We start from the raw sequence: 19,725 nt of genomic DNA, 5'->3' as shown, positions 1-19,725 counted from the left end.
AAGCGAGGTGCCGAGTGGTGGGGCAAGAGCGTTTTGCTTACTTTGCCGCTTTTGCAAAGTGAGCCGCCGTCAGGGCGGAACCCTAAGTGGCCGTTACCTAACTAACGGATATGTACTCAATCTGATCCCACATCCCGGTCGGCTGTCAGGCCGCCTTCGCGAGCAAGCCCGCTCCCACATTGCGATCGTGGGGTGTCAGGTAGATAGCCGTCGGCTGGCAAGCCGTCATCGCAGGCAAGCCAGCTCCCACAGTTGGATCGTGGGGTGTCAGGTAGATAGATGTCGGCTGTCAGGCCGTCATCGCAGGCAAGCCAGCTCCCCCACAAGCTCCTTGGTCACAAGATATGAGCTGCCCATGCTATGGTGCTCGCCCCTTACCGTGCCTGTTCATCATCGTATGATCGTGATCCCTCGCCCCCTGCGCCTGACCTTCTATTCTCTGTTGATCATCGCCGGTGCGGTGCTGGCTGCCGCCTTGGCCACGCGCCATGCCGAACGCCAGGCCTTGGTAGACGACGCCGCCCGTGCCAATCAGCAGCTGGCGCTGTATGCCAACTCGCTGCACACCCTGATCGAACGCTACCGTGCCCTGCCCGCCGTGCTGGCGCTGGATTCGGAGATGATCAGCGCCTTGAAGGGCCCGCTGGACGCCACCACGCAAGACCGGCTCAACCGCAAGCTGGAGCGCATCAACGGCGCTGCGCAGTCTTCGACCCTGGAACTGATGGACCGCACCGGCCTGGCCGTGGCCGCCAGCAACTGGAACCTGCCCAGCAGTTATGTCGGCCACAACTACGCGTTCAGGCCGTATTTCAGCCAGACCTTGAGCCACGGCACCGGGCGCTTTTATGCAGTAGGCGTGACCACGGGTATTCCGGGCTACTTTCTTTCCAGTGCGGTCGTGGATGAGCACGAGCAGTTCCTCGGCGCCATGGTGGTCAAGCTGGAGTTCCCCGAGCTGGAGCGCGAGTGGGCCCAGGGCAATGACCTGCTGTTGGTCAGCGATGCGCGGGGCATCGTGTTTATCGCCAACCAGCCGGGCTGGCGTTATCGCAACCTGCGGCCGTTGTCCGAAAATGACCTGGCTGAACTCAAGGCCACCCGCCAATACGACAAGAAGCAACTGCAGCCGCTGGACACCCAGCCCCTGCAACGCTTTGACGAAAACAGCCACTTGATTCGCGTCGGCGGCCCCGACGGCAACGCCAATTACATCTGGGAGTCGCTGCCGCTCAAGCGCGAAGGTTGGACCCTGCACCTGTTGCGCAAACCCCAGTTTGCCTTTGAAGACCAACGCAACGCGGGCCTTGCCGCTGCGGGTTCGTGGCTGGCATTGGTGTTCCTGGTGCTGTTCCTCAGCCAGCGCTGGCGCCTGGCCCGCTTGCGCCAGCGCAGCCGTGAAGAACTGGAGCAATTGGTCGAAGAACGCACCCAGGCGCTGCGCACCGCCCAGGATGGCCTGGTGCAGTCGGCCAAGCTGGCGGCATTGGGGCAGATGTCGGCCGCCCTCGCCCATGAAATCAACCAGCCGCTGACCGCCCAGCGCATGCAACTGGCGACGCTGCGGCTGCTGCTCGACCATGGTCGCGTGGACGATGCCTACAAGGCGCTCACGCCATTGGATGACATGCTCACGCGCATGGCCGCGCTCACCGGCCACCTCAAGACGTTCGCGCGCAAGAGCCCCAGTGGCCTGCGCGAAAAGCTGGACCTGGCGACGGTGGTCGACCAATCCTTGCACCTGCTCGACGCGCGCCTGCGTGACGAAGCCATCGGTGTGGTGCTGGACCTCACCCGCCCGGCCTGGGTACGTGGCGACGCGATCCGCCTGGAACAGGTGCTGATCAACCTGTTGCGCAACGCCCTCGACGCCATGGCCGACAAACCGCGCAAGCGCCTGGAAATCCGCCTGCACGCCGATCAGCAGCTGTGGCAGTTGAGCGTCTGCGACAGCGGCGGCGGGATTGCCGAAGAACATTTGAGCAGCGTGTTCGACCCGTTTTTCACCACCAAACCGGTGGGCGACGGGCTCGGTTTGGGACTCGCGGTGTCCTACGCTATCGTGCATGAACTGGGCGGACGCCTGAGTGCCGCCAACCGTGGCGATGGCGCGACTTTCACCTTGACCCTGCCTATCGCCCTGGAGACGCCAGACCTATGTTGAACGCGGTGATTGTGGTCGATGACGAAGCCAGTATTCGCACGGCCGTCGAGCAATGGTTGAGCCTGTCGGGGTTTGACGTGCAGTTGTTCAGCCGCGCCGAAGAGTGCCTGGCGCAACTGCCCAAGGACTTTGCCGGGGTGATTCTGAGCGACGTGCGCATGCCAGGGCTCAGCGGCCTTGAACTGTTGGCCGAGGTGCAGCGCCGCGATGCCGATTTGCCGGTGATTTTGCTCACCGGCCATGGCGACGTGCCAATGGCCGTCGAAGCCATGCGTGACGGCGCCTATGACTTCCTGGAAAAACCCTTCAGCCCCGACGCCTTGCTCAACAGCCTGCGCCGGGCGTTGGACAAGCGTGGCCTGATCCTGGAAAACCGCCGCCTGCATCAACAGGCCGATCATCGCGCGCAGTTGGAGTCCAGCCTGCTGGGTGTGTCCAAGGGCCTTCAAAGCTTGCGCCGCCAAGTGCTGGACCTGGCGAGTTTGCCGGTCAATGTGCTGATTCGCGGTGAAACCGGCAGCGGCAAGGAGTTGGTCGCCCGCTGCCTGCACGACTTCGGCCCACGCGCAAAGAAGCCGTTCGTGGCCCTCAATTGCGCGGCAATCCCCGAGCAGTTGTTCGAAGCCGAACTCTTCGGACATGAAAGCGGCGCCTTCACCGGCGCCCACGGCAAACGCATCGGCAAACTGGAATATGCCCACGGCGGCACCTTGTTCCTGGATGAAATCGAAAGCATGCCCCTGGCCCAGCAAGTGAAATTGCTGCGCGTATTGCAGGAACAGAAGCTGGAGCGGCTGGGCTCCAACCAGAGTATCCAAGTGGACCTGCGCATCATCGCTGCCACCAAGCCCGACCTGCTGGAAGAAGCCCGTGCCGGGCGCTTTCGCGAAGACCTGGCCTATCGGCTCAACGTCGCGCAACTGCGCCTGCCGCCATTGCGTGAACGTCGCGAAGATATTCCGCTGCTGTACGAGCATTTTGCGCAAAGCGCCGCCGAGCGTCTGGGCCGCCAGGTCGAGCCCTTGAGTGGGCCACAGTTGGGGCGCCTGCTCAGCCATGACTGGCCGGGCAATGTGCGCGAACTGGCCAACGTCGCCGAGCGCCAGGTGTTGGGGCTGGACGAGCCGGAACCGCAAGGGATCGAGGCCGGGCAGTCGTTAGCAGCGCAGCAAGAAGCGTTCGAGGCACACTGCCTGAAGGCCGCGTTGACGCGTCACAAGGGCGATATCAAGGCGGTGCTGGCCGAGTTGCAACTGCCGCGCCGTACCTTCAATGAGAAGATGCAGCGGCATGGGTTGGTAAGGGAGATGTTTGTGTAGCGATATTTGGATCACCATCGCGGGCAAGCCCGCTCCCACATTTTGGTCTGTGAACACAGCAGGTGTGGGAGCTGGCTTGCCTGCGATGGCGTCGGCAGCCATAAGCGGATTTCCGCTCATCACCCAAAAACCATCAGCGACTTTCCGCTCAATAAAATCCCGCAACCCTTCTATTGCGGGCCTTCCTCTACCTGGCACAGCTCCTGCTATAGCCCCAACAGGCTGCGCACGCGCCGCTCCATAAAAACAACTAGATGAAGGATCCTTCAATGGATAACTCCAACACCGTGCCTCTGGGATCGACGGCCGTCAAAGCGCAGGAGCGCACCACCACCAGCCGCATCAAGTCGATCTTCAGCGGATCGGTCGGCAACATGGTCGAATGGTACGACTGGTACGTCTACGCCGCCTTCTCGCTGTACTTCGCCAAAGCCTTCTTCCCCAAAGGCGACACCACTGCCCAACTGCTCAACACCGCCGCGATCTTCGCCGTGGGCTTCCTGATGCGCCCGATCGGTGGCTGGCTGATGGGCCTCTACGCCGACAAAGTCGGGCGTAAAAAAGCCTTGATGGCCTCGGTGTACCTGATGTGCTTCGGCTCGCTGCTGATTGCCCTGAGCCCAGGCTATGAAATCATTGGTATCGGTGCGCCGATCCTGCTGGTGTTTGCCCGCCTGCTGCAGGGCCTGTCGGTCGGCGGCGAATACGGCACCTCTGCCACCTATCTCAGTGAGATGGCCACCAAGGAACGTCGCGGGTTCTACTCAAGCTTCCAGTACGTGACCCTGATCTCCGGCCAGCTCATCGCGCTGGCGGTGCTGATCGTGCTGCAACAGGTGCTGACTACCGAACAACTGTACGCCTGGGGCTGGCGCATCCCGTTCGCCATCGGCGCCCTGTGCGCAGTGGTCGCGCTGTACCTGCGTCGCGGCATGGAAGAAACCGAGTCGTTCACCAAGAAAGAAAAAGCCAAGGAAAGCGCAATGCGCACCTTGATGCGTCACCCCAAGGAACTGATGACCGTGGTCGGCCTGACCATGGGCGGCACCCTGGCGTTCTACACCTACACCACCTACATGCAGAAATACCTGGTGAACACGGTCGGCATGAGCATCTCCGACTCCACCACCATCTCGGCGGCGACGCTGTTTCTGTTCATGTGCCTGCAACCGATCATCGGCGGGCTGTCGGATAAAATCGGCCGCCGCCCGATCCTGATCGCCTTCGGCGTGCTTGGCACCCTGTTCACCGTGCCGATCCTCACCACCCTGCACACCATCCAGAGCTGGTGGGGCGCGTTCTTCCTGATCATGGCGGCGCTGATCATCGTCAGCGGCTACACCTCGATCAACGCCGTGGTGAAGGCCGAGCTGTTCCCGACCGAAATCCGCGCACTGGGCGTGGGCCTGCCGTATGCCCTGACCGTGTCGATCTTCGGCGGTACCGCTGAATACATCGCGCTGTGGTTCAAGAGCATCGGTATGGAAACGGGCTACTACTGGTACGTGACCGCGTGTATCGCCGTGTCGTTGATGGTCTACGTGACCATGAAAGACACGCGTAAACACTCACGCATCACCACCGACTAAAAAATGTGGGAGCGGGCTTGCTGTGGCGAGCAAGCTTGCTTGCGCTGGGGTGCGAAGCGCCCCCAAAAAGCTGGCTCCAGCTACGCTGTCGAACGGGAGCAAGCTCCCTCGCCACAGCAAGCCCGCTCCCTCATTTAGCCTTAGGACAACTCTGCGGCCTCATTGCGCCCATAGCGCCGCTGCGCATACGACGCGCCAGCAATCATCACCACCAGCACCGCAGCCAATACCGCGGATGAACCGATGGTGCCGAAATCCAAGCCGCCTTTTTCATGGGGTTTGGTCAGAAAATCCCCCAAGGTCGCGCCAAACGGCCGTGTCAGTACAAACGCCACCCAGAACAACAATACCGACGAGATGCGGGTGAAGTACTTGAGTACCACCACCGCGGCGATGGTTGAGCCTATCAACAATGCGCCACCGGCGAAGCCCAGCCCCGAATCGTCCGCGAGGAAATCGCCCAATGCGGTGCCCAAGGTGTTGGAGAACAGGATCGCCATCCAGTAAAACAGCTCCCCTCGGAAGGTCTGCACCTTGTTCACGTTCAGCGAGTCACCACTGAGGTGCCACAATGCAAAGATGATCATCAGGATCACGATCAGGATCATCGACCCGGTGGCGTAGCCCAGTCCCAGCGTGCGGTCCATGAAGTCGGACATCGTGGTACCCGCAGTACTGGTAGACAAAATCACGATCCAGTACAGCACCGGGTTGTAGGTTTTCGACCAGAGTTGCGTCACCAGGGTCACCAGGAACACGCTAATGAGGATCATGGAGCTGATGGCGTAGCCAACGTTCAAGGTCATCGACAGCAAGTCCCCGGCGGTTTCGCCCAAGGTAGTTGCGCAGATTTTCATGACCCAGAACGCCAGGGTGATCTGAGGAAGTTTATTCATGCAGTAGATAGCTCCAAGGCTCAGTCTTATAGGGGGTATTGACCTTGGGCGCAGACTGAAGGGGAAACTGTGAAAAATAGGTGGCAGATGTATGAAAAATCCATGGGCACGATGGAAATTCACCGCCATGAATTGCACTATGACCGCCTCCCAAACCGCGTAGCAGGAACCCCGGCCATGCCTGACGACATCCACTTTTACGAACCCGCCAACGGCCACGGCCTGCCCCATGACCCGTTCAATGCCATCGTCGGCCCACGCCCGATTGGCTGGATCTCCTCGCACGACCGCGAAGGCCGCCTGAACCTGGCGCCCTACAGTTTCTTCAACGCATTCAACTACATTCCGCCGATCATTGGGTTTTCCAGTGTCGGGCGTAAAGACAGCCTGAACAATATCGAACAGACCGGCGAATTCGTCTGGAACCTGGCCACCCGCCCGCTGGCCGAGCAGATGAACCAGAGCTGCGCGGCCGTATCGCCCGAGGTGAATGAATTCGAACTCTCCGGCTTGACGCCGGTGGCTTCGAAAATCGTTGGCGTACCACGGGTGGGCGAGAGCCCGGTGTCGTTCGAGTGCAAGGTGACGCAGATCATCCAGCTGCAACGTACCGACCAACAGTTGGTGCCGAGCTGGCTGGTGCTGGGCGAGGTGGTTGCGGTGCACATCGCCAAATGGTTGCTCAAGGACGGGATCTACGACACCGCTGCCGCCGAGCCGATTTTACGCGGGGGTGGCCCGGCGGATTATTTCCAGCTGGGGCCAGAAGCGCTGTTCAAGATGTACCGCCCAGGCGCCACCAAACCCTGACTGCAATGCAATCAAAACTGTGGGAGCTGGCTTGCCTGCGATAGCGGTGGGTCAGTTAACCCAAGAGTGACTGATACACCGCTATCGCAGGCAAGCCAGCTCCCACATTGGTTAGGTGTGCTGCCTCAGCGTTCAGCAGTCGCCCAGGTCAGTTGACCTTCTGCATCCACATCGACCAGATGCTCGAGTTGCAACGTCGCCGCATCATCGGCATCGGACGCTGTCTTGAACGTCTGCCCATCAAGGATCTTGTGAAACCTGGGTGCGCCCATGCCATCCAGTGCCTTGACGGCGACGGCGGCGCTGTAGCCACCTTCGCCCGGTACTACGGCGGAAACGGCTTCGTGGTGGGCAAATTGTTTACGTGCCATGTTGCAAGTCCTGGCCAATGGAAAGTCGGCCATTCTAACCGTTAACCGGCCAGTTGCAGGTACTCGCCGTAGGCCTGTGCCGCCGATGCGTCGGTGAAGGTCTGGAAGTCCATGCTGCGCACGACCATGTCGTTCAGAAGCTCAGTGAAGATCATCAGGGCCGGAGAGTTGAAGTAGGCGCTCATGGCCTGCTCGCTGCTCCAGAACCCGGATACCAGCCATACATCGGGGTCGACCTGGGAGTGCTGCAACGAGAATTGCAGGCAACCCTGGGCCTGGCGACCCGGTTCGATCAAACTGCTCAAGCGTGCACCGAGTTCGGTGCTGCACCCGCTACGGGCGCGGATAAAGGCCATATGGCTCGCGGGAATGGGGGTGGACATGTTCGACTCTCCCGTTGAGAAGTGATGCTCGGCAAGCACAATGAGGGCGTGTTGCCACAGGATCAAAGATAACGGCGCGGCGGTAAGCGCGGTTAGTCAATTCCTGCAGGCTTATTGCACAATCCTGCGAGAAGCGTAGGGAGGACGTTCGGTCTCAGAATTTATTCCAGGCCCAGGCCCCATGTTTCAGGCAGATGACAGGCTGCGTACTTGCCTGATTCACGCGATCTCGCAGGATCAGGCAAGGATGCTGCAGAATCGACGTAACACTTTTTGAAAAGCCGCCGCTAAGCTGAGCCCATCAAAGCAGCGTGTAGAGGACGCCCCATGCCGTCGCCCGAATCCAAGCCCGTTCCCCTCGATGCCGAGATGGAGAAACAACGCGCCGAGCTGGCCAGTATCGTGCACCGCCATACCTGGGAGGACGGCTCCTACGGCACGGCGATCACCTCGCTGTACCTGAACCGCCACAACGCGCCCCGGGATTTCATGCCGGTGCTGGTGGAACCCGCGCTGTGCATCCTAGCCAGTGGCAGTAAGGAAGTGCGCCTGGCCGACGAGATCTTTGCCTACGACCCGCTCAACTACCTGGTGTTCTCGGTGGCGATGCCGGTGGCCGGCCGCATTATTGACGCCACCGCCGAGGACCCGAACCTCTCGGTGCGTATCAATATCGACCCGGCGCAGCTCACCGCGCTGATCGCAGAGGCCGGGCCGATGGGCGTGCCCTCGCGCCCGACCTCACGAGGCATGTACGTCGACCGCATCGATCACGCACTGCTCGACGCGGTGCTGCGCCTGACCCGCTTGCTGGACACGCCTAAAGACATCGCGATGCTCGCGCCCTTGATCAACCGTGAAATTCTCTACCGCTTGCTGCGTGGCCCGCAGGGTTATCGCCTGTATGAAATCGCTGTGGCTAACAGCCAGAGCCATCGGGTGAGCCAGGCGATCACCTGGCTGAACGGCAACTATGAACAGCCGCTGCGTATCGACGACCTGGCCAAAGAAGTGAACCTGAGCGTCTCGACCCTGCACCATCGCTTCAAAGCGATCACGGCCATGAGCCCGCTGCAATACCAGAAGCAACTGCGCTTGCAGGAAGCCCGGCGGCTGATGATTGCCGAAGGGCTGGAGGCCTCGGCGGCGGGCTATCGGGTGGGGTATGAAAGCCCGTCCCAGTTCAGCCGGGAGTACAGCCGGTTGTTCGGTGCGCCGCCGCTGCGCGACCTGGCCCGGTTGCGCCAGAGCATCTGATGTACGCAGAGCAACATGTGGGAGCTGGCTTGCCTGCGATGGCGGTGTGTCAGTCACTAATGAGTCAACTGAACCACCGCTATCGCAGGCAAGCCAGCTCCCACATTTGATCTCAGGTGTTTGTTAGTCCAAGGTTCTTGGTAGTTGCAGGGTGACGCGCAGGCCGCCTTCGCGCAGGTTCTGCAAACTCACTTCGCCACCATGGCTATGGGCAATATTGCGCGCAATGCCCAACCCCAGCCCGTAACCCTGCTGCTGGCCGGCCAGTCGAAAGTGCGGTTCAAATACCTGTTCCAGCCGCTGCTGCGGCACACCAGGCCCCTCGTCATCCACATGCAGAATGAACTGCGCGCCATCGTCCTCGATATGCAAATGCGCGTTCTGCCCGTACTTCAGCGCGTTGTCGATCAGGTTGCCGATGCAACGCTTGAGCGCCAGCGGCTTGCCTGGGTAGGCTGACAGCGCCGCGCCATCGAGGGTCACTCGGCCATTGCCATGGGGTGCCAGGTATGGCTCCACCAGGCATTCGAGGACGTGGTTGAGGTCCACCGGCTGGATGTTTTCGTGAATATCGGTGTCTTTCACGCATTGCAACGCGCCCTTGACCAGCAATTCCAGTTCATCCAGGTCACGGCCGAATTTGTTTTGCAGGTTCTCGTCCTCCAACAATTCCACGCGCAGGCGCAGGCGGGTAATGGGTGTGCGCAGGTCATGGGAAATCGCGCTGAACAACTGGCTGCGCTCGGTCAGGTAACGGCTGATGCGTTCACGCATGGCATTGAACGCACGGCCCACTTCCACCACTTCACTGCCGCCGCCTTCAGCCACCGGCTCCACATCGGCGCCCAGGGACATGTCCCGCGCCGCTCGCGCCAGGCGCTTGAGCGGTCGGCTTTGCCAGTGCACCAGCAGGCCGATGAACAGCAGCAGAAAACCGCTGGTGAGCACGATGAACCACACCTGCTGGGACGGCAGGCCTTGCTCTTCCAGGCTGGTGTAGGGCTCGGGCAATAGCGAGGCGATGTACAGCCATTCACCGGGTGCCAGTTGGATCTGGGTGACCAGCACCGGCGGGTTCACCGGCTCCAGGGTCAACGCGTAATGGGCCCAGGAGCGTGGCAGTTCGTCGAGCTTCAGGCCGGCATTGAAGATGCGCAGGTCTTCGGCGCTGACGAACTCCACCGAGATGTGCACGTCGGCACCCAGGGTCTGGCGCAGCACTTCATCCACCGCCACCAGCACCGCTTGTTTGCGCGGGGTTTCGGGCAATAGCTGCATGTCCAGCGGGCGATCGTTGAGGGTCACCACAAAACGCGTGCCGCCCATGCTGCGCAATTGGTCCAGCACCAACGGACGATAGGCCACCGGCAGCGACCGGAAGTAACTCACGCTGGCAGTCATTGAATGCGCTAGGCTGCGGGCGCTGGTGACCAAGCCCTCAAGCTGGGTGGCGCGCAATTGCGACACCCAGATCACGCTGGACAGCGCCTGGGCGAACAGCACCGCCAGTAAGGTCAGCAGTAACATGCGCCCCAGCAGCGAGCGGGGTACCGGGAAGCGGCGACGGCGTTCGTTCAGCGCTTCAGTGGGCATTGCCGGCAACCACGCTGGCTGCCAGTTGATAGCCGCTGCCGCGCACGGTGCGGATCAGCCGCGGAGGTTTCTCGGTGTCGCGCAGGCGCTGGCGCAAGCGGCTGACGGCCATGTCGACGATACGGTCCAAGGGCATGAGGTCGCGGCCACGGGTGGCGTTGCCGATGGTGTCGCGGTCGAGGATCTGTTGCGGGTGGTCGAGAAACAACTTGAGCAAGGCGAAGTCGGCACCGGAGAGGATCACCTCCTCACCATCCACATGAAACAAGCGGTGGCTGATCATATCCAGGCGCCATTCATCGAACACCCACACATCACCGCCGCTGCTGCGCTCCTGGCCGAATTGGCAGCGGCGCAGCAGTGCCTTGATACGCGCCTGCAACTCGCGGGGGCTGAATGGTTTGCCGATATAGTCATCGGCGCCCAGCTCCAGGCCGATCACGCGGTCGGCTTCGTCGGAACTGGCGGTGAGCATGATGATCGGCACCTGCGCCTGGCGCGGGTGCTGGCGAATCCAGCGGCACAGGCTGAAGCCGTCTTCGTCTGGCAACATGACATCGAGGATGACCAGATCGCACGGCGCCTCGTTCATTGCCTGGCGGAACCCCGCACCGTCGGACACGCCACGGACCTGGAAGCCGGCGCGACTGAGGTAGGTTTGCAGCAATTCGCGGATTTCCTGGTCGTCGTCGACGAGGAGAATGGATTTACTGATTACGCTCACGGGGGCCTCCTTGTTGTTATGGCCTGGCTTAAATCATCGGGTGCGCTTTAGGCCGTCATCGCAGGCAAGCCAGCTCCCACACTTGGAATGCATTCCGGACTGTGGGAGCCGGCTTGCCTGCGATGGCGCCATTATGACCTATGCAAAAGCTTGCTCAAGCGCCACACCCGCCCCAGTCAGCCCGGAATACGGCGCCGTCACCAACCACACTGGAATACCTTTGAAGTAGTCGCTCATGCAGCCTTTATCCGCGAAGCTTTTAGCGAAACCACTGGCGATAAAGAAGTCGGCAAACCTCGGTATCACCCCACCCACGATGTACACGCCACCGCGTCCACCGGTGGTCAAGACGTTATTGCCCGCCACCCGGCCCAGCCAGATGCTGAACTGGTCCAATACTTCCATCGCCACCGGATCGCCGGCCAGGCCCGCCGCCGTGATGGCTTCGGGGGTGTCGAGCACCGGCTCATGCCCATCCACCGCACAAATCGCCCGGTACAGCCGCGGCAGGCCGCCGCCGCTTAACGCGGTTTCGGCGCTGACATGCCCGATCTCGCTGTAGATGTGTTGCCACAGCTGGGTTTCCCGTGGGCTGCTCAGGGGCAGGTCGACATGCCCACCCTCCCCCGGCAATGCTGCCCAACGGCCTGCGCCGAGGTCCAGCAAGGTGCCGACACCAAGACCCGTACCTGGGCCGATCACCACGGCCGGGCGCAAGGGCTCCGGCGTGCCTTCGCAGACCACGCGGAATTCGTCGGGCTTGAGCCGGGTCATGCCCAGGGCCATGGCCGAGAAGTCGTTGACCAGCAACAGTTCATCCACCTGCAGGGCCTGGCAAAACGCGGTTTTGCTCAGGCGCCAGTGGTTGTTGGTGAACTTGAATTCATCGCCGCTCACCGGCCCGGCCACCGACAGGCACACCGCACCGATGTCGCCGATTTCCAGGCCTTCCTCTTTGAGATAGACCTTGATCGCCTCTTCAGGGCTGCCGTGATCCGCCGTGGCATGCACGCGGATCGAATGCAGTTCCTGATCCCGCCATAACGCAAAACGGGCGTTAGTCCCCCCGATGTCACCGACCAGCGCAAGCTTCACTTAAGCGTCTCCAAGGCAGAGGTAAAGGCGCTGGCGCCCTGCTCTGCGGAGCTTGCGGCCAAGCGCATGAATGCAAACAGCTCGCGACCGGCTCCCACGTTATTGCCCAACAGGCCCGTGGCAGGCGTGCGCGCTGCAAATACTTCGGCGTCCACCTTAAGCTCCAGGGTGCCGGTAACGCCATCCACACGGATGATATCGCCATCCTGGACCCGCGCCAGCGGCCCGCCGCTCTGGGCTTCGGGGTTGACGTGGATCGCGGCAGGGATCTTACCCGACGCGCCGGACATTCGCCCATCTGTCACCAGCGCCACCTTGAAACCACGGTCCTGCAACACGCCCAGGAACGGGGTCATCTTGTGCAGTTCCGGCATGCCGTTGGAGCGCGGCCCCTGGAAGCGCATCACCGCGACAAAGTCTTTTTCCAACAGGCCAGCCTTGAAGGCATCGGCCAGGTCCTGCTGGTCCTGGAACACCACCGCCGGCGCTTCGACAACCTGATGCTCCGGGGCCACCGCCGACACCTTCATCACGCCACGGCCAAGGTTGCCTTCCATCACGCGCAAGCCGCCTTCCGGCGAGAACGCACGGGCCACCGGGCGCAGGATTGTTTCGTCGAGGCTTTCGATCGGGCCGTCGCGCCAGACCAGCTCGCCATCCACCAGGAAAGGTTCCTGGATATAGCGGCTCAGGCCCTTGCCGGCCACGGTGTTGACGTCTTCGTGGAGCAGGCCGGCTTCCAGCAGTTCGCGGATCAGGAACGACATACCGCCCGCCGCCTGGAAGTGGTTGATGTCAGCCTTGCCATTTGGATACACGTGGGACAGGGTCGGCACCACCTCGGAGAGGTCGGCCATGTCCTGCCAGGTCAGGATGATGCCTGCCGACATGGCAATGGCCGGCATGTGCAGGGTGTGGTTGGTGGAGCCGCCAGTGGCGTTGAGCGCAACGATGGAGTTGACGATGGACTTCTCGTCGACAATCTCGCCAATCGGCGTGAAGTTGCCATTGGCCTTGGTCAAACGCGTGACCTGGTGCGCAGCTTCACGGGTCAACGCATCCCGCAGGGGCGTGTACGGGTTGACGAACGAAGCGCCAGGCAAGTGCAGGCCCATGACTTCCATCAGCAACTGGTTGGTGTTGGCGGTGCCGTAGAAAGTGCAGGTGCCGGGGCTGTGGTAGGACTTCATCTCCGATTCCAGCAGTTCTTCGCGGCTGGCCTTGCCTTCGGCATAGCGCTGGCGCACATCGGCCTTCTGCTTGTTGGAGATACCCGAGGGCATCGGTCCGCCTGGCACGAAAATCATCGGCAGGTGGCCGTAGCGCAGCGCGCCCATCATCAGGCCAGGAACAATCTTGTCGCAGATGCCCAGCATCAGCGCGGCGTCGAACATGTTGTGGGACAGCGCTACCGCCGTGGACATGGCAATGACTTCACGGCTGAGCAGGCTCAGTTCCATGCCCGGCTCGCCCTGGGTCACGCCGTCGCACATGGCGGGGGTGCCGCCGGCGAACTGGCCGACCGAGCCGACTTCGCGCAGAGCCTTTTTGATTTGTTCGGGGAAATGCTCGTAGGGCTGATGCGCCGAGAGCATGTCGTTATAAGAAGAAACAATTGCAACGTTGGCGGCATTCATCATGCGCAGGCTGTTTTTGTCTTCGGTGCCGCAACCGGCCACGCCGTGGGCGAAGTTGGCGCATTGCAGCTTGCCGCGCATCGGACCGTCGCTGGCTGCGCCGCGAATGAGCGCAAGGTAAGCCTCGCGGGTGGCGCGGCTGCGGGCGATAAGCCGTTCGGTGACCTCAAGAACGCGGGGATGCATGTATAGAACTCCAGGCTAACGGATGTGGCGACCTGAGAGTCTATGCTGATCAAACGCCCACGGCTCATGGGATGGCAGGGGGTCGTTTGGATCATCGGACCAGTTGATTCAGGTCACTCGTTGTAGATTGAACAAAATACTGCCACTAAAAAGGCTTGTTTTCTATTTTTATGCGAATAATCTTGTAATTCTTACAACAAATCGACGACAGGCACTTTCCGATGACTCTTCGAATCGCAATCAATGGTTTTGGCCGTATCGGCCGTAATGTCCTGCGCGCACTGTATACCCAAGGCTATCGCCAGGATCTGCAGATCGTCGCCATCAACGATTTGGGCGACAGTTCGATCAATGCCCACCTGCTCAAGTACGACACCGTACACGGCACTTTCGACGCAGAGGTTGCCCACGATCAGGAAAGCCTGACCGTCAATGGTGACCGGATTGCCGTGAGTGCCATTCGCAACCCCGCCGACCTGCCGTGGGCTGCGCACAAGATTGACGTGGTGTTCGAATGCACCGGCCTGTTCACCGACCGTGACAAAGCTGCCGCGCATATTAGCGCTGGCGCGCGCAAGGTGATCATCTCCGCCCCGGCCAAAGGCGCGGACGCGACTGTGGTCTACGGGGTAAACCATGACATTTTGCGTCAATCCCACCAGATCATTTCCAACGCATCGTGCACCACCAACTGCCTGGCGCCCGTCGCCCAGGTGCTGCATCGCGAGCTGGGCATCGAAAGCGGGCTGATGACCACTATTCACGCCTACACCAACGACCAGAACCTCACCGACGTGTACCACACCGACCCGTACCGCGCGCGTTCGGCCACCCAGAACATGATCCCGAGCAAGACCGGCGCCGCTGAAGCGGTGGGCCTGGTGCTGCCGGAACTGGCAGGCAAGCTGACCGGCATGGCGGTGCGTGTACCGGTGATCAACGTGTCGCTGGTGGACCTCACCGTGCAGTTGAAGAAAGAAGCCACGGCCGATGAAGTCAACGCCCTGCTTAAACACGCCAGCCAGCATTCGAAGATCCTCGGCTACAACACCCTGCCGCTGGTTTCCAGCGACTTCAACCATAACCCGCTGTCGTCGATCTTCGACGCTAATCACACTAAGGTCAGCGGCAAATTGCTCAAAGTGCTCGCGTGGTATGACAACGAGTGGGGCTTCTCCAACCGTATGCTGGATAACTGCCTGGCGTTGTGTAACGCCGAGTAACTCCACAAGATCGACCAGATCGTTCCCACGCTCTGCGTGGGAATGCCACCCTGGACGCTCCGTTGTGACGCGGAGCGTCACAGGATGTGTTCCCACGCAGAGCATGGGAACGAGCGGCAATCCACAGAAATAGCCACTTGCCATTTCAGTTGATGATAAGCATTATCATTCACTGCAAATCGGTCTGGTATCACTGTGAGCCAATCTCGCTTCAACCACGTCTTCCTCACCCAACGGGTGATCCTGCTACGAACTCTGCAACGCATGGTGCATAACCACAGCACTGCCGAGGACCTGTTGCAGGAAACCTACCTGCGCGTGACTCGGGCCCTGAGCGAGCGGCCAATCGACCACCTTGAACCCTTTGTCTACCAGACAGCCCGCAACCTGGCGCTGGATCACTTGCGTTCGCGCAGGATTCAGGCGCGTACCCTGCAGGAGGATGTCCCGCTGGATGTCCTGCAAAGCGTCGCCGCGCCGGCCAGCACGCCGGAGGAAGCTACCCAGGCAGAGCAGCTGCTGGAGCACCTGAGTGTCAGCCTCGGCCAGTTGAGCGCCCGCCAGCAGCGGATTTTCATCCTCAGCCGCCTGCACGGTTGCAGCTACCAAGAGATTGCCGATCAATTGGGCGTGTCCTTGAGCACGGTGCAAAAGGAACTCAAATTGATCATGGCTATCTGTGTGGGTGTGGCCGAACGGCTGGATCAGCCTTAAGCTTCACCCGACAGAGGTGTCGATCCAAGCTGTAGGAAAAATGAATAAAACGTGGCGAAGACCCGAGGAACACCGTGACGGACCCGAATAAACTGCGCCCCCATGCGTTGGCTCATGAGGTGTTGCAAGACGCGGCCATGGACCAAGCCCTCGATTGGCTGATCGCCTTGCAGTGCCCGCAACCTGGGCAGCAGGCCGCGTTCGACGCCTGGCTGGCCCAGGACCCGGCGCATGTCCACGCCTTCAGCAAGGCCCAGGCCGCCTGGGGGGACGCGCCGGTACACAGCGCCGCCGTGGCCCTCGCCGCACCGCGCAAGCCCAGCGGCTGGCGCCGGATCAGACCGCACTGGAAACCCCTGGCCACCGCCGCCGTGTTACTGGTCGGCCTGTTCAGTTTCAGCAACCTGCCGGTGCGTTTGCAGGCCGACCATCTGACGGTGGTGGGCGAGCGCCAGCGCCTGCAACTGGACGATGGCTCCAAGGTGCTGCTGAACACCAATTCGGCGTTTTCCAGCACCATCAAGGACCATCAGCGCATTGCCCGCCTCTACCAGGGCGAAGCGTACTTTGAAATAGCGCCCACCCGTGGCCTGCCCCTGGAGATCGACGCGGGCCCGGTGCGCGCCAGCGTGCGCGACACCGCCTTTGCCGTGCGCTACCTCAATGGCGAAGCCCAGGTTCAAGTGCAGCGCGGCGATGTCGACCTGAGCAACACGTTCGACGATGCCCGTGTGCGCCTGAGCGCCGGTGAAAGCATCCGTATCGGCCCCAAGGGTTTCGGCCAACCGGCCAAGCTCGACCCCAGCAAGGACCTGGCTTGGGTGCAGGGCCGGCTGGTATTCGAAAACTGCCCGCTGAGCGAAGTGCTGGCTGAGCTGCGCCGCTATTACCCCGGCTGGATCGTCAACAACAACGAGCAGTTGGCGAGCGTCGCCGTCACCGGCAACTACCGCCTCGACCAGCCCCTGGACGTGGTGCGCTCTCTGGCTCACATCACCTCGGCCAAGCTGTCGGAGTACCCGGCGCTGGTGATCCTGAACTAAATGAGAATTATTTTTACTCGATATTAACCGGCGATACGTCTCGTTATAGCCAATGCAACTGATTCCTATTCGGTTCGGTTCGCAACTATAAGATTCGTATCCCGGAGCGCTCTCGATGTCCTCTCGTTTCAACCGCCGGTCTGCTTCGCCCGTTTTGTCCTTGCTGACCGCCGCGATCCTGCTGGCTGGTGCGCCCGTCATGAGCGCCACCGCCGCGGAACCTGCCGCTCGCAGCCACGCCAACTACACGTTCAGCATCGAACAGCAGCCACTGGTGTCGGCACTCAACGCCTTCACCGCAGTGACCGGCTGGCAAGTGGGCCTGCCGGCCGAACTGGGCCAGGGCGTGTCGTCCCCTGGCGTGCGCGGCCCGCTGCCAGCGGAAAAAGCCTTGGAGCGGCTGTTGGTGGGGACCAACCTGAGCTATCGCAAACTGGGCACCAATAACATCGTGCTGGAAAAACGTAGCGCCGGCAGCGCCCTCGCCCTGCAACAGGTGACCATCAGCGCCACCCGCAATGAACAGGATGTGAACAGTGTACCGAGCACCGTCAGCGTGCACGACCGCGCAGAACTGGACCGCCAGCACGTCAACAACATCCGTGAACTGGTGCGCTACGAACCCGGCGTCTCCGTAGGCGGCGCCGGTACGCGCTCGGGTAACGCGGGCTACAACATTCGTGGCATCGACGGCGACCGCGTCCTCACCCAGGTGGATGGCGTCGAAGTGCCGGACAATTTCTTCAACGGCCCTTACGCCAAGACCCGCCGCAATTACGTCGACCCGGAAATCGTCAAGCGCGTGGAGATCCTGCGCGGCCCGGCCTCGGCCCTGTACGGCAGCAGCGCCATCGGCGGCGCGGTGAGTTATTTCACCCTCGACCCGGATGACATCATCAAGCCAGGCCAGGACGTCGGCGCCCGCCTGAAGACCGGCTACAGCTCAGCCGACGAGAGCTGGCTGACCTCCGGCACCTTCGCCGGGCGTGTGCAAGACTTCGACGGTTTGCTGCACCTGAGCCAGCGCAATGGCCACGAAACCGAATCCTACGATGGCAACAACGCCACCGGCCTGGCCCGTACCGGCGCCAACCCGGAAGATGCGCGCACCACCAACGTGCTGGCCAAGCTGGGCTGGAACTATGGCGATGACAACCGCCTGGGCCTGACCTACGAGAAGTTCAAGGATGACCGCGACGTCAATCTGAAAAACGCAGTGGGCGGCCCGTTCATCGGTGGTCGGGGCATGAACCTGTACCGCGACCGTCGCGGTAACGACACCATTACCCGCGAGCGCTTCGGCCTGGAAAACACCTTCGCCCTGGAGTCGCCGATTGCCGACCGCATCAAGACCAGCCTCAACTACCAGATCGCCAAGACCGACCAGACCACCGCCGAAATCTACCAGGCCGGCCGTCGCGTCTTGCGTACCCGCGACACCCTTTACGAAGAAAAACAGTGGGTCTTCGACGCGCAACTGGACAAAGCATTCAGCCTCGGCGAAACCGACCACCAAGTGACCTACGGCACCACCCTCAAGCAGCAGAAAGTCACCGGCTCACGCGAAGGCTCGGCCTCGTGCCTGGCCATTGGCGCCGGCTGCACCGCCATCGGCGCGCCAAGCCCATCAGCCAGCGACAGCGTGAAAAAGGCCAGCGACTTCCCCGACCCGACCATCAACACCTACTCGCTGTTCGCCCAGGACCAGATCACCTGGGACAAATGGACCTTCCTGCCCGCCGTGCGTTATGACTACACCCGGCTCAAGCCCAAGCTGACCCAGGAATTCCTCAACACCGTCAACCCGACCGGCGCCTATGCCGTCGATGGCAAAGACAAGACCTGGAACCGCGTCACACCCAAGTTCGGCCTCACCTATGCCCTGACCGACAACTACACCTGGTTCGGCCAATACGCCGAGGGCTTCCGCACGCCGTCTGCCAAAGCACTGTACGGTCGCTTCGAAAACCTCAACCTGGGCTACACCGTCGAACCCAACCCCGACCTCAAGCCGGAAACCAGCAAAGGCATCGAAACCGGGATTCGCGGCAAATTCGACGAAGGCTCTTTCGATATTGCGGTGTACTACAACAAGTACCGCGACTTTATCGACGAAGACAACGCCGTGGTCGGCGGCACCGTGGAGCAGTTCCAGGCGGTCAACATCAAGCGCGCCACCATCAAGGGAGTGGAAGCCAAGGGCCGCCTGAACCTGGATGCCTTCGGCGCGCCGAAGGGCCTGTATACCCAAGGCTCGGTTGCCTACACCTACGGTCGCAACGACGACAATGGCGAGCCGTTGAACAGCGTCAACCCACTCAAGGGCGTGTTTGGCCTGGGCTACGATCAGGACAACTACGGTGGCCTGGTTAGCTGGACCGTGGTGAAAAAACAGAACCGCGTCGACAGCACCACCTTCCACGCGCCCGACGGCGGCACCGACGGCCCGTTCAAGACCCCGGGCTTCGGCATCCTCGACCTGACCGCTTACTACAAGGTGAGCAAAGACGTGACCGTCAACGGTGGCCTCTACAACCTCACCGACAAGAAGTACTGGAACTGGGATGACGTGCGCAGCTACGACAGCGTCGGCGAAGCCGGTGTGACCGGCCCGGCCAACCTCGACCGCCTGACCCAGCCCGGTCGCAACTTTGCGATCAACGTGATCTGGGACATCTGACCCATCCGCCTCACCTCGCCGCCCTTGCAGCCGCGGCGAGG

General features: G+C 61.4%; 16 protein-coding genes. 9 read left to right on the top strand and 7 right to left on the bottom strand.

Going from position 1 to position 19,725, the window contains the following annotated elements; all coding sequences use genetic code 11:
• Positions 1-397: 397 nt before the first annotated feature.
• From BOP96_RS25085 to BOP96_RS25075, 3 genes are all read left to right on the top strand, one after another.
• Positions 398-2,164 carry an ATP-binding protein gene (locus tag BOP96_RS25085; RefSeq protein WP_032902732.1) on the top strand — a complete coding sequence of 589 codons (1,767 nt, stop codon included), beginning with the start codon at positions 398-400 and terminating at the stop codon, positions 2,162-2,164.
• Positions 2,158-3,483 carry a sigma-54-dependent transcriptional regulator gene (locus BOP96_RS25080; protein ID WP_014719745.1) on the top strand — a complete coding sequence of 442 codons (1,326 nt, stop codon included), beginning with the start codon at positions 2,158-2,160 and terminating at the stop codon, positions 3,481-3,483. The genes BOP96_RS25085 and BOP96_RS25080 overlap by 7 nt, the downstream gene beginning before the upstream one ends.
• Before the next feature lie 269 nt (positions 3,484-3,752).
• Positions 3,753-5,072, top strand: a complete 1,320-nt coding sequence (locus BOP96_RS25075; RefSeq protein WP_073454299.1) for an MFS transporter — start codon at positions 3,753-3,755, stop codon at positions 5,070-5,072.
• A gap of 140 nt (positions 5,073-5,212) precedes the next feature.
• Here BOP96_RS25075 and BOP96_RS25070 read toward each other — a convergent pair whose 3' ends face one another.
• Positions 5,213-5,968 carry a COG4705 family protein gene (locus BOP96_RS25070; protein WP_019817341.1) on the bottom strand — a complete coding sequence of 252 codons (756 nt, stop codon included), beginning with the start codon at positions 5,966-5,968 and terminating at the stop codon, positions 5,213-5,215.
• A gap of 177 nt (positions 5,969-6,145) precedes the next feature.
• Between BOP96_RS25070 and BOP96_RS25065 the strand changes: the two genes are divergently transcribed.
• Positions 6,146-6,778: a flavin reductase family protein gene (locus BOP96_RS25065; RefSeq protein WP_073454297.1), complete on the top strand. Its 633-nt coding sequence runs from the start codon at positions 6,146-6,148 to the stop codon at positions 6,776-6,778.
• Between the two features lie 125 nt (positions 6,779-6,903).
• Here the strand turns inward: BOP96_RS25065 and BOP96_RS25060 are convergent, their stop codons facing one another.
• Together BOP96_RS25060 and BOP96_RS25055 are read right to left on the bottom strand one after the other, a co-directional pair.
• The gene (locus BOP96_RS25060) at positions 6,904-7,149 is read right to left on the bottom strand and encodes a hypothetical protein (RefSeq protein ID WP_019817340.1); all 246 of its coding nucleotides are present in this window, start codon (positions 7,147-7,149) and stop codon (positions 6,904-6,906) included.
• Between the two features lie 41 nt (positions 7,150-7,190).
• Positions 7,191-7,532 (bottom strand): antibiotic biosynthesis monooxygenase family protein, encoded by a 342-nt coding sequence (locus BOP96_RS25055; protein ID WP_003193915.1) that lies wholly within the window; start codon positions 7,530-7,532, stop codon positions 7,191-7,193.
• A 327-nt stretch (positions 7,533-7,859) separates the two neighbouring features.
• On the opposite strand from BOP96_RS25055, the gene BOP96_RS25050 reads away from it, so the two are divergent.
• Complete coding sequence (locus BOP96_RS25050) at positions 7,860-8,789, top strand: AraC family transcriptional regulator (protein WP_003193916.1); 930 nt, start codon at positions 7,860-7,862, stop codon at positions 8,787-8,789.
• Between the two features lie 123 nt (positions 8,790-8,912).
• Here BOP96_RS25050 and BOP96_RS25045 read toward each other — a convergent pair whose 3' ends face one another.
• The 4 genes from BOP96_RS25045 to edd all read right to left on the bottom strand — a co-directional run bounded on the left by BOP96_RS25045 (position 8,913) and on the right by edd (position 14,024).
• A complete protein-coding gene (locus BOP96_RS25045; protein WP_014719750.1) occupies positions 8,913-10,382 on the bottom strand; it encodes an ATP-binding protein in 1,470 nt (489 codons plus the stop codon).
• A complete protein-coding gene (locus tag BOP96_RS25040; protein ID WP_003193918.1) occupies positions 10,372-11,106 on the bottom strand; it encodes a response regulator in 735 nt (244 codons plus the stop codon). The genes BOP96_RS25045 and BOP96_RS25040 overlap by 11 nt, the downstream gene beginning before the upstream one ends.
• Positions 11,107-11,244: 138 nt before the next feature.
• Entirely contained in the window at positions 11,245-12,201 is a 957-nt protein-coding gene (locus tag BOP96_RS25035) for a glucokinase (RefSeq protein ID WP_014719751.1), read from the bottom strand.
• The gene (edd, locus tag BOP96_RS25030) at positions 12,198-14,024 is read right to left on the bottom strand and encodes a phosphogluconate dehydratase (protein ID WP_014719752.1); all 1,827 of its coding nucleotides are present in this window, start codon (positions 14,022-14,024) and stop codon (positions 12,198-12,200) included. Before edd ends, BOP96_RS25035 begins: the two co-directional genes overlap by 4 nt.
• Positions 14,025-14,245: 221 nt before the next feature.
• On the opposite strand from edd, the gene gap reads away from it, so the two are divergent.
• From gap to BOP96_RS25010, 4 genes are all read left to right on the top strand, one after another.
• Entirely contained in the window at positions 14,246-15,247 is a 1,002-nt protein-coding gene (gap, locus tag BOP96_RS25025) for a type I glyceraldehyde-3-phosphate dehydrogenase (protein ID WP_003193921.1), read from the top strand.
• A gap of 195 nt (positions 15,248-15,442) precedes the next feature.
• Positions 15,443-15,961 carry an RNA polymerase sigma factor gene (locus BOP96_RS25020; RefSeq protein ID WP_003193922.1) on the top strand — a complete coding sequence of 173 codons (519 nt, stop codon included), beginning with the start codon at positions 15,443-15,445 and terminating at the stop codon, positions 15,959-15,961.
• A gap of 74 nt (positions 15,962-16,035) precedes the next feature.
• Positions 16,036-17,004 carry a FecR family protein gene (locus BOP96_RS25015; protein ID WP_019817338.1) on the top strand — a complete coding sequence of 323 codons (969 nt, stop codon included), beginning with the start codon at positions 16,036-16,038 and terminating at the stop codon, positions 17,002-17,004.
• A gap of 115 nt (positions 17,005-17,119) precedes the next feature.
• Complete coding sequence (locus tag BOP96_RS25010) at positions 17,120-19,684, top strand: TonB-dependent receptor (RefSeq protein WP_073454295.1); 2,565 nt, start codon at positions 17,120-17,122, stop codon at positions 19,682-19,684.
• Positions 19,685-19,725: the final 41 nt, after the last annotated feature.

Source organism: Pseudomonas sp. FSL W5-0203 (assembly GCF_001896155.1).
Lineage (GTDB): Bacteria > Pseudomonadota > Gammaproteobacteria > Pseudomonadales > Pseudomonadaceae > Aquipseudomonas > Aquipseudomonas paracarnis.
This window is presented reverse-complemented; position numbering and strand designations above follow the sequence as displayed.